13 protein-coding genes are annotated in these 13,670 nt (G+C 46.5%); 6 read left to right on the forward strand and 7 right to left on the reverse strand.

Annotated elements, in window-relative coordinates:
* Positions 1-59: 59 nt before the first annotated feature.
* Entirely contained in the window at positions 60-572 is a 513-nt protein-coding gene (locus ACK8OT_RS17545; protein ID WP_410197806.1) for a P-loop NTPase family protein, read from the reverse strand.
* Positions 573-820: 248 nt separating this feature from the next.
* On the opposite strand from ACK8OT_RS17545, the gene gloA2 reads away from it, so the two are divergent.
* On the forward strand, positions 821-1,210 hold the full coding sequence (gloA2, locus tag ACK8OT_RS17550; RefSeq protein ID WP_410197807.1) for an SMU1112c/YaeR family gloxylase I-like metalloprotein: 390 nt from the start codon (positions 821-823) through the stop codon (positions 1,208-1,210).
* Positions 1,200-1,631 carry an MAPEG family protein gene (locus tag ACK8OT_RS17555; RefSeq protein ID WP_410197808.1) on the forward strand — a complete coding sequence of 144 codons (432 nt, stop codon included), beginning with the start codon at positions 1,200-1,202 and terminating at the stop codon, positions 1,629-1,631. The genes gloA2 and ACK8OT_RS17555 overlap by 11 nt, the downstream gene beginning before the upstream one ends.
* Before the next feature lie 432 nt (positions 1,632-2,063).
* Here the strand turns inward: ACK8OT_RS17555 and ACK8OT_RS17560 are convergent, their stop codons facing one another.
* Together ACK8OT_RS17560 and ACK8OT_RS17565 are read right to left on the reverse strand one after the other, a co-directional pair.
* Positions 2,064-3,671 (reverse strand): methyl-accepting chemotaxis protein, encoded by a 1,608-nt coding sequence (locus ACK8OT_RS17560; protein WP_410197809.1) that lies wholly within the window; start codon positions 3,669-3,671, stop codon positions 2,064-2,066.
* Positions 3,672-3,862: 191 nt separating this feature from the next.
* Positions 3,863-5,509: a tetratricopeptide repeat protein gene (locus ACK8OT_RS17565; RefSeq protein ID WP_410197810.1), complete on the reverse strand. Its 1,647-nt coding sequence runs from the start codon at positions 5,507-5,509 to the stop codon at positions 3,863-3,865.
* Positions 5,510-5,685: 176 nt separating this feature from the next.
* Here ACK8OT_RS17565 and ACK8OT_RS17570 point away from each other — a divergent pair, with 176 nt between their 5' ends.
* Positions 5,686-6,303, forward strand: coding sequence for a beta-phosphoglucomutase family hydrolase (locus ACK8OT_RS17570; RefSeq protein WP_410197811.1), 618 nt, complete (start codon positions 5,686-5,688; stop codon positions 6,301-6,303).
* A 210-nt stretch (positions 6,304-6,513) separates the two neighbouring features.
* Here the strand turns inward: ACK8OT_RS17570 and metE are convergent, their stop codons facing one another.
* From metE to ACK8OT_RS17585, 3 genes are all read right to left on the reverse strand, one after another.
* On the reverse strand, positions 6,514-8,820 hold the full coding sequence (metE, locus tag ACK8OT_RS17575; RefSeq protein WP_410197812.1) for a 5-methyltetrahydropteroyltriglutamate--homocysteine S-methyltransferase: 2,307 nt from the start codon (positions 8,818-8,820) through the stop codon (positions 6,514-6,516).
* 174 nt (positions 8,821-8,994) lie between these two features.
* A complete protein-coding gene (locus tag ACK8OT_RS17580; RefSeq protein ID WP_410197813.1) occupies positions 8,995-9,399 on the reverse strand; it encodes a hypothetical protein in 405 nt (134 codons plus the stop codon).
* A gap of 181 nt (positions 9,400-9,580) precedes the next feature.
* Positions 9,581-10,327 carry a substrate-binding periplasmic protein gene (locus tag ACK8OT_RS17585; protein WP_410197814.1) on the reverse strand — a complete coding sequence of 249 codons (747 nt, stop codon included), beginning with the start codon at positions 10,325-10,327 and terminating at the stop codon, positions 9,581-9,583.
* Between the two features lie 244 nt (positions 10,328-10,571).
* On the opposite strand from ACK8OT_RS17585, the gene ACK8OT_RS17590 reads away from it, so the two are divergent.
* The 3 genes from ACK8OT_RS17590 (at position 10,572) to ACK8OT_RS17600 (ending at position 12,776) form a co-directional block, all read left to right on the forward strand.
* The gene (locus ACK8OT_RS17590; protein ID WP_410197815.1) at positions 10,572-11,963 is read left to right on the forward strand and encodes a DUF4397 domain-containing protein; all 1,392 of its coding nucleotides are present in this window, start codon (positions 10,572-10,574) and stop codon (positions 11,961-11,963) included.
* Between the two features lie 75 nt (positions 11,964-12,038).
* Positions 12,039-12,395, forward strand: coding sequence for a hypothetical protein (locus ACK8OT_RS17595; protein WP_410197816.1), 357 nt, complete (start codon positions 12,039-12,041; stop codon positions 12,393-12,395).
* Complete coding sequence (locus tag ACK8OT_RS17600; protein WP_410197817.1) at positions 12,396-12,776, forward strand: hypothetical protein; 381 nt, start codon at positions 12,396-12,398, stop codon at positions 12,774-12,776.
* Here ACK8OT_RS17600 and ACK8OT_RS17605 read toward each other — a convergent pair.
* Positions 12,773-13,564 (reverse strand): CLCA_X family protein, encoded by a 792-nt coding sequence (locus ACK8OT_RS17605; protein WP_410197818.1) that lies wholly within the window; start codon positions 13,562-13,564, stop codon positions 12,773-12,775. The two genes, ACK8OT_RS17600 and ACK8OT_RS17605, sit on opposite strands and share 4 nt — an antisense overlap.
* Between the last annotated feature and the right edge of the window lie 106 nt (positions 13,565-13,670).

Here is a 13,670-nt window from a genome sequence, read left to right on the forward strand (position 1 = left end):
GCAGCTCGCTGCGCGAACATCACCGATTCCCGGAGCAAGCTCCGGTCCTACAAAAAACACTAATCAACATGGTCAACAAATTGATTGAGTTGTTGCAACGAGCGGATCACATACAGCTTTTTCGCGGGTGTCATGGCGGTAAGGCGTTGTAAAAACGCGTCATTATAAAATTGCGGGCACATTTTCAGTACCTTATAACTGGTCAAGGTGCCCTTGATGACCGAGCTGCCATCGGGCCAGCCTTCGGGTTTAGTCCACAACCCTTTAAGCATGCGTTTGGTGACTAGCCAGTAACTTAGTGGGTAGGGGAGATCGATATAAATCAGGGTGTCTGCTGCGGCGAGGCGTTGTTGAAACGAAGCTATGGGGCCAAAGCCATCAATTAGCCAGCTATCTTGGTCAAGGATCGCTTGATGTTGATTGTCGTAGATATCACGTGCAACACGCTCGCCATTGCTGGCGTATTCTATGTTGTCGAGTTGAAATAATGGAATGCCTTTAGCAGCGCTGAGCTGTTTACTTAAGGTGGACTTGCCACTTCCGGGCTTGCCAAACACGGCGACTTTTTTCATTGCTTCTCCTGCTTGCGCTAAGGCCAACAAGCAGGAAAACAAAACCCGCCTGTTGGCGGGTTTGCTTTACACTCAGGTATAAGCAATCCCACCATTCCTTGGAATGATGATAATGCTTAAAATTGAGGCAAAGCGGAATATGTTCATGGCTTTATCTTGGCGATTGCTTAGCGCAAAGTCAATGCCAAAACTTGATTAAAAAGTGATAAGCTGACGCGTGTTTTACTACTGTGCTAGAGAGGTAGCCTGTGCTTAAAGGGATCCACCATGTTGCGATTATTTGCTCTGACTATGAGCGCTCAAAGGCGTTTTATCATCAGGTATTACAGCTGCCTATTATAGGTGAGCATTACCGCGCCGAGCGCCAATCCTATAAGCTGGATTTGCAATTGCCCGATGGGGGTCAGTTAGAATTGTTCTCTTTTCCTAACCCCCCTGCTAGGCCGAGTCGACCCGAAGCGCAAGGGTTAAGGCATTTGGCTTTTCGGGTCGACAGTGTTGAACAAACGGTAGCGTATTTGGCCGACCATAACATTATTGCCGAGCCGATCCGCATTGATGAATACACCGGGCGGGCATTTACCTTCTTTCAAGATCCCGATGGTTTGCCGCTGGAATTGTACCAAGATGCTAACTAGCCTTTATTTACCGATTGCGGCTTTGATGTGTTTGACCTTAGCCGTTTGGCTACTGATGTATTGGCGGCGGTTATCATATATTTATCGCCAACGTATCTCGCCGCAACAGCTCGCTAGTTTTGAGAAGATCCAACAATTGCTGCCAGAGTCGGTCAACCTACCCGCCCATAATTTTCGTAATTTATTTGAGTTGCCGATTCTGTTTTATGCCTTGGCAATCGCCATCGAGCTCTTGGCCATGAATAATCCCTTTTATTTGGTCACTGCTTGGCTGTTTGTTATCGGGCGGTTTTTACACAGCGGGGTGCAATGTAGTTATAACCAAGTGACTCACCGTTTCTTGCTTTACATATTATCCAGCATAGCGCTGTGGGCCATGCTGGTGTATTGGTTGGTTGAGTTGCTAATTTTTCAAGTATGAATCGTTTACTAATTTTAGTCATGGCATATGTGAATATACCTAACAAGGTAAGTTGGAGCGTAATCATTGTAATGGTAGGCATAGCTGTTGTAAGTAATTCTGGGGTAAGCGATTACCTCGTGAACAAGTTGGCTCTTTTCCAGGCGGGATTTACTTTATTAGTGTCTCATTATGCAGTTACTGTTTTATTGTTCAGAAAGTATGAGCATCAATATATTAGGAAAATATTCAGCCATCCATTTGTAAGTTTTTTGCGCTGGGCTCTATTTTTGATCATTTCAATTTTTCTAATGTATGGACTTTGTTTTGTTGTACTGAGATTAATAATCTAAGGCTGCAACACCAGCTAGATGCTAGGACTCGTGCTTGCTGGTAGTGTTAGGTCACTTTTAGCATAATCAAGTTACCTCTTTTTAATATGACCTGCCTCGCTCATTGCTTGTTAGACAAGCTGAACTGTCCAAGTAATTGCGCCAATTGCTCAGACAAGCCGGCCAATTTTAAGCTGATGTCGCGGCTATGGCCGGCCGAGGTTGAGGTGTCTTGAGCATGGTTGGCAATCACCATGATTTGGCTTTGCACTTGCTCACTTAGATCTGCGGTTGAATGGGCTTGTTGTTTGATTTGGTTAGCATGCTGCAAGATGGCTTGCATGGCGTTGACGGCTTCGGCCATGGCTTGAGATAAGGTTTCGATATCAGCGGCACGTTGGTGAGCGGCTTGATTGACTTGATCCACGGATTGCAATGAAGCGGAGCTACCTTGTTGAAACTCTGTGATGATGGTTTCGATATTGGCGGTGGCTTCACTGGTTCGGCTGGCAAGGGTGCGTACTTCTTCTGCGACCACCGCAAAGCCTCGTCCTTGCTCACCTGCGCGTGCAGCTTCGATGGCGGCGTTAAGTGCTAATAGGTTAGTTTGATCGGCAATGCTTTTTATCACGGCTAAAATGCTCGATACCTGCTCGGTTTGTTGGTTAAGCTGGCTAATGTGTTGTTTTACGCCATCGATATGAGTCACTAAGCCGTTGATTTCATCGCTGGCATTGTGTGCCTTAGTGGCACTGGTCGCGATGATGTCACTGGTATCGGTAATCAGCGAGGCGGCTTGATTAGAGCTGTCGCTGGCATGTTGCTGCTGAGTTTGCATGTCTGTGATCTTATATTGCACCTCTTGGGTTTCTTGCATTTGCTTACTGGCAGCCTGATCGTTAGTGCTGGCGACTTGGGTTAATTGCTGTGCTGATTCAGATAATTGGTTAGCGGTGTCACTTACTTGTTGCAAACTTTGTTCGACACTCACTAAAAATGCATTGATAGAGGTGCCCATTTGGCCAATTTCGTCTTGTTGAGTGAGCTGAGTGCGCAGCGTCAGATCTTTGTTGTTACTGACCGCTGTCATGATATTGCCTATGTGGCGAATGGGTTTGATGATAATGGTTCGAATCAAATACAGGGTGACGATGAAGCCAATGGCGGCAATGATTGTCATGATAGCGCCCGCAATCACCGAGCTATTGCTGATCAACTTATTGATATGGCTAAGGTTGTATTCCAAGCGGATGACACCAAGAATATCGCCTTCTTGCGCCATATGGCAGCCTAAACAGTCGGTGCCGCGATAATCTTTACTCGCCGCCATGGGCAGCGCGACGACGATCCCTTCGCCCCAGCTCGCTGAGATATTTTCTATTACCGTTTCACCCGCCAGTGCGCGTCTGTCTATGTCATCTTGGGGTTGTTGCTCGGCGCTGCCTGCGCCATAGAGTTTGTTGGTGATTTCACTGCGAATAACCCTAACTTGTTCGATATTAGCCTGCGCTAAGGCTTTTTCCCTGAGCTTGTTCTTTTGTGCCATGGTGCCCGTTAACATCATCATGTTCAGGCTATCAAAGTAGTTACTGGCCTTGTCGTGCAATTGCTCAGCAAGCACGGTGTTTAACAGCTTAGTTTCTTGGCGCAATTGATACGCGGTAGAAGAAACCAGTACCAAGGCAAAAACGCTGATCAAGGTAAGAAGAAGCTTGCTAGATATCGACATGTTCAGGCCTTTTAACAGGTTGACTACTCGTAGAAAGTTAGTTTTTTTATCACCCACTTGTTTGCGCAGTGGTAGTAGGGCTTACAGTAAAAGATAGAATAAAAAAGCGCATATTGATGAATACGAATGGATTATTGTGAGCTGGATGAGATAGCCGCTAATGGCTTATATAGCGGCTCCCTCGATATGGGTTATGGCACTTTGCGAAATGTTTCTACACTCGATTTTTGCTGATTGTGATATGTCAGCTGGATCTTGATGGATTCTAAATCATTAGGCCCTGCAAAATAGCTGTTGTAGTCATCGGGTAGGCTAAAGGGGTCTTGTAAATCGCAGGGGGGCAGTTGGATTTGTTGATCTAACTTATCGTTGTTGATGGAATAGTGGACTGCGCTGATGGCGCAGCGACTGCTGGCGATTTGGCTAAAATAAACCAAGGTTTCACCGTCAAAATCGCGCAGTAACAGCCAAGCATTCTTGGTCATTTCTAGCATTTGTTGTTGTGCTAGGGCGGCGTGCTGCTGGGCGTCAAAGTGATATTGATAAACTTGACTGACATTGCCGCTGGCATCGACCAGTTTGAATTGGATAGATTGCGGTGATTGAATGTTTTTCGCCAAGGTAATAGAGGTGTTGGGTACCAACAGGCCGGTTTCGGGATCGCGCCAATGGCCTTGCCCCGTGCTCTGAAACTCACTCATTTCTGCGGTTTTGTAGAGGATCTGTTGCGGCGTATCTAGGTATTGCAGCTCCAGTTGAAAGCCGAGATTACTTAAGCTGGGAGTGAAAGTAAGGGTTTGCTTTAGTCCCGTTTCAGAGCGAGTTTCGGCGAGTTTATAGCGGCTCTGCGCATCGTCGAGATGGCGATTAAACTGCTCTTGGTCAAGGTAATATTTTAGCCATTGGCCTTGCTCGTTAAGGCGAATCACTTGTTCTAAATACTGTTTTTCCAGCAGCTTGTGTTCGCTGGTTTGGCGTCCTAATAGGGCGCTGGAATAGAGCCGTGATAATTCATACCAAGCCGGGGTGAAGTCCGGCTGCGCAGCGACAATTTCTTCTAACTGCGCTTGGCGCGGCTCGCTTTCCAGTAGCATGGCTTTAGCAAACGCGACTGTGGTACTCGTTTGCTGCTGAAACTGCTCATTGTAGATTTCACGGGCTCCGGCAAAACCCTCTTGGATTTTTAAGAAGCCTTGGTAGCGCAAATGGGGGTCGATGTATTCTTGCTGATATTGAAAGTAGCCAAGATAAGCTTGTCTGGCTTGGCGGTAATCGCCTTTCATTTCGTACAACCGAGCGTTTTGGTAATAATCTCGCGGCGAGCTTGGCTCGCTGATAATGGCGGCTTGGCCTTTATCCTGTACTAACTTTTCAAGGTTTTGATTTAACTTAGCAATTTCTTGTGCCGTGGTTTGGGTGTGCTGGGCAATTTGTTCATTGCTGGTGGCGATGGCCTTGGTCTGCTGATCGATTTGGGTTAATGATTGCTGCATGATGCCCAATCGTGCTTGTAACTTTGCCACCGCTTCAATTTGGCTGGCGAGTAAGCCGTTAGGCTGCTCTGGACTTTGGCAGTAATAAATGGTGCCGTTGATGGCGGCCGAGATGGTAAAAAATAAGATAATGCCGGCCAAGGGATCACGCCAAGGCGCTTTGACCAGCGCCGTGGCTAATAACAGCAGCAGCGCACCTAAGGAAGCAAAGTAGAGATATTGTGCGAAAGGGGCAATCGGCTCCATCACATCGGCAACCGTGCCCATGGTGCCCGAAGCCGCACTGAATGCAGGTAAGGTCTTTTTGCCTTTTTCACGAATATAATGCTGAATAACTTTGAACATGCTTGGCTTCTGACTCTCGGCTAATGGCTGGCAAATGGTTGGCTCAAGTTGAATAAACTCGCCACGGCAACAATCGGGTTATGTTAGCCCTTTTTGATAACTAAATAAAAACTGAAATGGTGAGATTTGATCTGGCTATCGTATATAGTAATAAGCCCAGCGATTGAGGTATGCAGATGGCAGTCACAATAAACTTAGATGCCTACCAAGGTGTGATTTTTGATATGGATGGCACCTTAGTTGATTCGATGAAGTTGCATTTAAAGGCATGGCAGTTAACGTCGATGCGCTTTGGCTTTATCTATGATGAGGCTTGGTTACATAGCCATGGCGGCACGCCCACATTTGGCATTGCCGAGCTAATCAATGAGCATCAACAACGCAGTTTTGACCCCCTTGATTTGGTGATGAGTAAGCGTAACTATTTTGATGAAATTCGCCATCAGGTTGAGGTAATCCCATCCACATTTAGCCTATTACAGCAATACCAAGGCCAAAAGCGTTTTGCCATTGGTACCGGTGCTGATGCCAAAACCACGGATTTTATCTTAGATACCTTAGCGTTACGTCCGCTACTCGATGCTGTGGTATGTGCGAACGATGTAAATAACCACAAACCTGAGCCAGATACTTTCTTGTTGGCAGCGCAGCAATTGGGTTTAGCCCCTGAGCAATGTGTGGTGTTTGAAGATACTAAAACGGGGCTGGCAGCCGCGCAGGCCGCGGGAATGGATTGCTATTTAGTGATTGATGGGGTGATCAGCCAATTTGTTGCTAGGCCATCAAAGACCTAGCAACCTGGGTTGTGTCCCTTGGCGTGTGGGCCATCAGCACCAAGGGACGCAAACTTATTAAGCTGAGCTTTGGATAAGTATTATCGTATGAACAATCCGCAAAAACGCTGTGGATATATCCCTATACGCTCTACGTTTTCATCCATGAAAACGAAGTTTTGCTACTCATTCATACGATATTCACTGGTAACCTGCTTACCCAGAAATGAGTTAGCTATTCTCGCGTAAGGTCTTAGCGGCGGCCACCATGTTCCTTAAAGCCGCGTTGGTTTCAGACCAGTTACGAGTTTTTAAGCCACAATCTGGGTTTACCCACAAACGCTCAGGCGCAATTTTTTGCCCAGCAGCTTGGATTAAATCCACCATCCATTGTTGCTCTGGCACATTCGGCGAGTGAATGTCATACACGCCCGGGCCAATATCGTTAGGGTATTGGAAGGCTTCAAACGCATCCAATAACTCCATGTTTGAGCGCGAGGTTTCTATGGTGATCACATCGGCATCCATGGCGGCAATCGACGGCAGAATATCGTTAAATTCGCAGTAACACATGTGAGTGTGGATTTGCGTTTCATCTTTCACGCCACTGGCGCTGATACGAAATGCCTCGGTTGCCCAATCTAGGTAAGGGGTTTTGGCCGCTTCTTTGAGTGGCAAGCCTTCACGTAATGCCGGCTCATCAATTTGGATCACCTTGATGCCTGCGGCTTCCAATGCAACCACTTCATCGCGAATGGCGAGGGCGATTTGTTTGGCACAGGTTTCACGACTGATATCGTCGCGGTTAAAGCTCCAGCAAAGAATGGTAATGGGGCCGGTGAGCATGCCTTTCATTGGCTTTTTGGTTAACGATTGGGCAAAGGTGCTCCAACTGACCGAGAGCTCACGGCTACGTTTGACGTCACCATAAATGATGGGCGGCTTAACACAGCGCGAGCCATAACTTTGCACCCAACCAAATTGAGTGAAGGCAAAACCGTCGAGCAGTTCACCAAAGTATTCCACCATGTCGTTACGCTCTGGCTCACCATGTACCAGTACATCCAGATCCAGCGCTTCTTGTGCGGCGACCACTTGGCGGATCTCGGCCTGCATGGCTTGAATGTATTGATCTTGATTGATCTTGCCTTGCTTGTAAGCGCTACGCGTTTGGCGTATGTCGGCCGTTTGTGGGAACGAGCCTATGGTGGTGGTTGGGTAAGGTGGCAGATTTAAATGGGCTTGCTGCTGCTTGATGCGCGTTGCAAAGTCGCTATAACGTTGGCTAGCGGCACTGGTTAGATTCGCCACGCGTTGTTTGACTTCGTCATTGTGAATTAACGGCGAGGTGGCACGCAGTTCAACCACTTTATCGCTTTCGGCTAGCCAAGCTTGGCTGTTAGCCGCTTGTGGGTCGTTTACAATTTGCTGCAACTGGTTTAGTTCATTGAGTTTTTGCTTGGCAAAGGCAAGCCAAGGCTTGATGGCTGCATCGAGTTTTTGCTCGGAATCCAAATCCACTGGGCTATGCAATAAGCTACAAGATGGGCTGAGCCAAAGCTGATCGCCTAACAAATCTGCCACGGGTTTGAGCTTATTAAAGGCGCTGCGCAAGTCACTGCGCCAAATGTTACGGCCATTGATGATGCCCGCAGACAGCACCCAGTCGGCCGGCCATTGTTGCAAAATAGGTTTAAGTTGCTCTGGTGCGCGCACTAAGTCGATATGTAAACCATCGATAGGTAATGCCAGTGCGAGGGCTTGGTTATCGGCCAAGCTGTCAAAGTAGCTCGCTAGCAGTAGTTTAGGGCGGTTGGCTTGCAAGGCTTGATAAGCGGTTTGATAAGCATCTTGCCATTGTTTGGGCAGATCTAGCACTAAAGCTGGCTCGTCGAGTTGTACCCAAGTGACGCCAAGTTGCTTAAATTGGTTTAATAGGTCTTGGTAGGCTGGTAATAGATTGGCTAGTAGGTCTAGCTTATCAAAGTTGCCTTGCGCTTTACCTAGCCATAGGTAAGAAATAGGGCCTAATAGCACCGGCTTAGGTTGTAAACCGGCGGCGATGGCTTCTTTAACCTCATCAAGTATCTGGCTGTAACTTAATTCAAACTTCTGGTTTTGTTCAAATTCTGGCACTAGGTAGTGATAGTTAGTATCAAACCACTTGGTCATCTCACACGCGGCCGATGGCGGTTTGCAACAACCGTGATGTTCGCCTTGTTTATCATCGCTGCGACCACGTGCCATGGCAAATAAGGTATCTAGGGTGATCTGACCATCTTGGCTACGGTGTCTGGCTGGGATCACGCCAAAGGTAGCGGAAAGGGTGAGCACATGGTCATACCAAGCAAAATCCCCCACTGGGACAAGTTCAACGCCTGCTTGCGCCTGCTGTTGCCAATTGTGTAAACGTATCTGCTTACCTGTTTCTAACAGGTTATTCAGCCCAGCTTTGCCTGACCAATATTGTTCTAATGCATGTTTTAGTTGGCGTTTGTCGCCTATGCGGGGGTAACCCAGTGATGAAATTTTAGCCATGATAATGTCCCGTTTAAAATTAAGTTGTAGACGTTTAGATGGCTATTAGTATTTTTCATTAACGATTGTGAATCAATCTCATAATACTTGTTTTAATTATTAGATATATTCATGTTGAGGTGGGGTTATATGGTTTCGAGAGAATAGGAGCCGTTTGATTTTTGGTTCGGTCGATTATCGAATACTAAGGGCTTGGGCAATTTGTCTTTGCATTATCCATTCTTGTGCGGCTTCGATATCTCGATATACACCCGTATTGAGGGGGGAGGTTTCCGTATAGGCACTCCACATGCGTGATAAGCCATAAATCACATCTTTGTTACTGACGATGGCGATGAGCATATGCGGGTTTACTTGTAACGCGGCCTTGTCTTGCAGCGCTATTTGCCAAATGTCTTCATGGCTTAGGTCTAACTCTGTCACGTCGGTGTAGTTTAAGATTTGGTAATGGGTGTTAATAACATCACTGCTTGACTGATACAGCGAAGCCTTGAATTGAGAAAGATCATCGAAGGAAATGTCGCCCGTTGCTTTGACGATCAAACCGCCATCATTGTTACGTTTAATGGAAAAGGGCATCGTTACTCCTCAATAAATACTGTTCAGTGTAAAACTTGGTGCGTCAACTTAGCACTAATATTGGCTTAACTGGCACAGATTTTTGCTTTTGTTTGAGCATAATTTGCACTCCATCTTAGATTATTTTTCAACAATTTATTCAATGTTAATTATTTGTTTTGATTATATTTTAATCCTGTTCTTATTGAGATAAATGTTGTTTTGTCAGTTTGTCATAGGTACCGTCATTTTGGATTTGGCTCAGGGCTTGTCGCAGCCGCTCAACGGTTGCTTGCGGTGTATCTAAACCCATCGCCATATACAGCTCGGTACCGCTAAATGAACTGATGCTGTGAACCAGTTTAAGCTCTTGATCCAGAGACAGACCTCTTAATCCAAGATAGTAACTGGCGGTTTCTTTTGAGACGGGCCATAAATCTATGCGGCCTAATAAGAGTTTTTCTAAATTAGCTTCGTGGTTGTTATTTCGTTGTAGGTTGGTAAAGCCATGTAGCAACAAAAACTGCTCAATATAATCATCACGTATGCTGCCCACTTGATATTGTCTGGCTTGCTTTAGTTGGCTAAACGGTTGGATATCTTGGCGCGATTTTAAGCTAAAAAAGTGGGATTCAATGGTTGCAATAGGGCCTATCCAATAAAAATAGGGCTCGCGGTGTAGGGTGCGGCTGATGCTATAAATCAGGGTGTTAGGGTTGCTCTTGGCTAGATGGTAGGCGCGAGACCAAGGCAGCACTTTGATTTGATAGGAAAAGCCCGCTCGCTGCAAAGTGGCTTGCACAATTTGGCTTGCTAGCCCTTTTACTTCACCTTGCTGGGTATAGTTATAGGGGGCATATTCTTCGGTAACAACATCGAGAGTGACAGCCTGCAAGCAAGACATGCACATCATATAAAGCAAGGAGGCCAAAATCAGTCTGTGGTTCATGTTTTATAACCAATGGGAGCTTCCACTAAGCATGGTCTATTTTTTTCCTTGCTCAAATTATTGTGATCAAGCTAATAATTTGAGTGTAGTTTGCCAAGGTGAGTTAATTAATCGAAAAATAAATGTGATCGCATTGTTAACAGGTTGCGTAATTGGTTGAGCGAAGGGGATATACATTCATTGGTGGATGCAACCTCTTGAGTGAACAAAACAACAATCACTGATACATCCAAGGAAGCAATGCATGAAAACGTTTAATAAGATTTTACTAACTTCAATTATCACCGCCACTTTAGCTGCTTGTGGTAGCAGCGATAACGATGATCCTGTGGTAGAGAACGCTTATCTTCGCGTTTTACATGCTGCAGCCGACGCCCCCAAAGTTAATGTTTGGCTAGACGGTAAACCTGCTTTAGAAGGTGTTGATTACCAACAAACATCAGGCCAACTTAAGGTGACAGCCGGTAGCCATACGGTTCAGGTTGATGCTATTTTACCTGACGGTAGTACTTTGACTGTGGTGCCTGAAACCACCTTAGATCTAATGAAAGACATGGAATACAACATAGTTGCATTAGGTAAGGCGGCCAAGATTGGCTCGGGTGATACCGATGAGTTTGGCCCAGAGATTGTTTCCCGTGATGCTGTTATGCCCGCAGGTGTGCGAGTGCAAGCGATCCATGCCGCACCCGATGCGCCAACCGTTGACATTTTTATTACCGAGCCGGGAGCCGATCTCAGCGGAGAAGCGCCGTTTGCTGATGATGTACCTTACAAAGCCTCAACGGGGGCGGTCGAAGTACCTGCGGGCACTTACCAAATCCGTTTAACTAATGCAGATGATCCTAGCGTCGTTTATTTTGACTCTGGTGCGGTTGATATAGCGGCTGGCTCTGATTGGGTGGTTGCCGCGGTTGCCAATACCATGGCTGGTGAATCGCCGGTGAATTTATTAGTGGATTCAGGCTCTGGCCCTGTGGTGGTCAAAGATACCAATACTGGTGCTGATCTACGTGTTGTTCACACTATCTCAGATGCTCCTGCGGTTGATGTTTGGGTTAATGGCAACGCGCCTGCAATGGGCTCCCCTCTATACGGTTTAGCTTATAAAGCCAAAACAGAATACCTTGCTCTTGCAGCGGGTGATTATGATGTGGCTGTCAGTGTCAGTGAATCTGATCCAGTTGTGGTCGTTGATGCGCTAGGATTAACCGGCGCAACATTAGAAGCGGGCATGACTTACACTGCCTTGGCGATTGGTAATTTAGGCGACAACATCGACAACGATGAAACTTATGTGGTGACAGATAAAACCCGTCGCGTGGCTACGGAAGCCCAATTGCGTGCAATTCATGCGTCTACTTTAGCTGGAAATGTTGATATTTACTTAAGCGCCGATGCTTCACCGAGCGATGATGATGTGATTTTGAAAAACATTCCTTACAAAGGTGACAGCACAGTATTATCTTTGATGCCTGGTACAGCCTATGTAATGATCACACCTGTGGATGACCCTTCTACCATTGCGATCGGTCCAGCTGAGTTGCCTTTGGCCGCTGGTACTTTGACGACCTTAGTTGCAGTGGATGATCCTACTACAGCAACGGGTGTTGGCGTGATTAGCCTAGATGACTAATCGACTTTTACGTGCAATGCTTTAAACTTAAACAGGCTCTTTTAGAGCCTGTTTTATTTTGCCTAGGTTGTACTGATGTTACGTTTCACGATGTGGTTAATTTGTTGTAGTTTTCCTGCTAGTGCAATGACATTTAGTAGCGACCAAGCCTCGTTTAGCAAAAGCTTTGATGACCGAGGCATGATAGTGACCATTCAAAATCGCGTTGACCAAGATTTGTTGTGTCATGTGCGCTACCTGCAAGATAAAGTTTGGTTACTGATACCACCCGCTGGCCAAAGCCGACCTTTACTGCTTCCTAACGCGAAATACTATGAAGGCTCGTTTGCATGTCGCCCCTACGAGGGGCGTAAAGAGCCGGGAAAAATGTGGCGGGTGCAACCGTTTCGTTATGGTATTCCATCCAAACATAAAATTATCAAGGTGTTGTAGGTGCGAGCGAAATTATGGTTAAAGTTTACTTTTGGCTTGTTTGCTTGGATCGGCATGTCTAGTTACGTGCACGGTACCATATATACCAAAGATCAGGTGTACTTGAAAAAAACACGCGAAGAGCGGGGCTTGATTGTGTCGGTGCAAAGCCGAGTTGATGGCTTTCTTATCTGTCAGCTCAGATTTAGAAAAGACGTGGTATGGATGGTATTAGCCGCTAAAGAACAAGGCCGCCCCTTGCTGATAGCGGACGCTAATTATCACGAGCCTTCGCTGCAATGCAGTGATTATAAGGGCAACAAACCCCATGGCTCAATTTGGCGGGTACAACCTTATAAGCATGGAACTCCCGCTAAAGACAAGTTGATTACCTTGTATTAGCGCTGCTTTAACGCGAAGCCTAATTGATAAAAATAGAGCTTAAAGGCTTGAGCAATCGCTTCTCGATGTGCTGCAAGTGGATAGATACCGACTTTAGCCAGCTCTGTCTGTTGCGTTCCCGCTACTAAATACCGATTCGAAATACTAGGGTGGTCTTGCACAAAGGCTTCAAAGGCGCGCGCCATTAATTCCGTGGGGCGGCTGTAGTAAAGCTGTTGTAATTGTTTGTCTAGTGCAATGGCGGTTTGGGTGTAGCTAGATGCTTGCTTACCACAGGGGGACAACAATACGCAGCGAAAGCATTGTGCTAACGCTTCATTCAATGGATGCGTAATTATTTTGTTTTTATTCAGCCAAGTATCTGATGCGAACTTATAATGGGGTGGGGCAAAGAGCTTATCGGTAATGTAGTGATCAAAGGCATGCCAAAACTCATGGGCCAGTGCGCCTGCTCCGGCATTTTTCGCTAAGGCTAAGGTGCGACTGCTTGGAGCATAGTGGGCTTGAACGCCGCTTTGACCACCAGTTCCGAAGGCAAAGTTTAGCTGTTGCTTGAGGCCGATGGCTTGGTTGGGCAGGTTTAGTATGGCGGCGAGATCTGACAAGGCATCAAAGATCAGGTTGGCTGCGATTTGTTGTTCTTGCGCGGTGACCCAGCGGCCAACTTTAATGGTGGCAAAGGCAAAATTGAGTTGAATATCTTGAAAGCTGGCATCAAGACCTTGGCGGTAATCGGGTCCGCTACGAAAATGAGGCTGATGAAGTCGAGATAAGCGCTGTATGGTCATATTTTGATGTTAACAAAACCGACTTAAGAAGCCGAGCGGGATCATCCGTTCCAAGCTCGACAGCGGCAAAAATGGGCTGCAACAGACACAATAATCAGGGCGGCGG

Source organism: Motilimonas thetidivivens, from assembly GCF_046452435.1.
Taxonomy (GTDB): domain Bacteria; phylum Pseudomonadota; class Gammaproteobacteria; order Enterobacterales; family CBDFNC01; genus Motilimonas.

Excerpts from the sequence above, each read along its gene's own strand:
- ACK8OT_RS17545 (WP_410197806.1), bottom strand. The coding sequence starts at position 572 with ATGAAAAAAGTCGCCGTGTTTGGCAAGCCCGGAAGTGGCAAGTCCACC.
- ACK8OT_RS17555 (WP_410197808.1), top strand. The coding sequence starts at position 1,200 with ATGCTAACTAGCCTTTATTTACCGATTGCGGCTTTGATGTGTTTGACC.
- ACK8OT_RS17560 (WP_410197809.1), bottom strand. The coding sequence starts at position 3,671 with ATGTCGATATCTAGCAAGCTTCTTCTTACCTTGATCAGCGTTTTTGCC.
- ACK8OT_RS17565 (WP_410197810.1), bottom strand. The coding sequence starts at position 5,509 with ATGTTCAAAGTTATTCAGCATTATATTCGTGAAAAAGGCAAAAAGACC.
- ACK8OT_RS17570 (WP_410197811.1), top strand. The coding sequence starts at position 5,686 with ATGGCAGTCACAATAAACTTAGATGCCTACCAAGGTGTGATTTTTGAT.
- metE (WP_410197812.1), bottom strand. The coding sequence starts at position 8,820 with ATGGCTAAAATTTCATCACTGGGTTACCCCCGCATAGGCGACAAACGC.
- ACK8OT_RS17580 (WP_410197813.1), bottom strand. The coding sequence starts at position 9,399 with ATGCCCTTTTCCATTAAACGTAACAATGATGGCGGTTTGATCGTCAAA.
- ACK8OT_RS17585 (WP_410197814.1), bottom strand. The coding sequence starts at position 10,327 with ATGAACCACAGACTGATTTTGGCCTCCTTGCTTTATATGATGTGCATG.
- ACK8OT_RS17590 (WP_410197815.1), top strand. The coding sequence starts at position 10,572 with ATGAAAACGTTTAATAAGATTTTACTAACTTCAATTATCACCGCCACT.
- ACK8OT_RS17595 (WP_410197816.1), top strand. The coding sequence starts at position 12,039 with ATGTTACGTTTCACGATGTGGTTAATTTGTTGTAGTTTTCCTGCTAGT.
- ACK8OT_RS17605 (WP_410197818.1), bottom strand. The coding sequence starts at position 13,564 with ATGACCATACAGCGCTTATCTCGACTTCATCAGCCTCATTTTCGTAGC.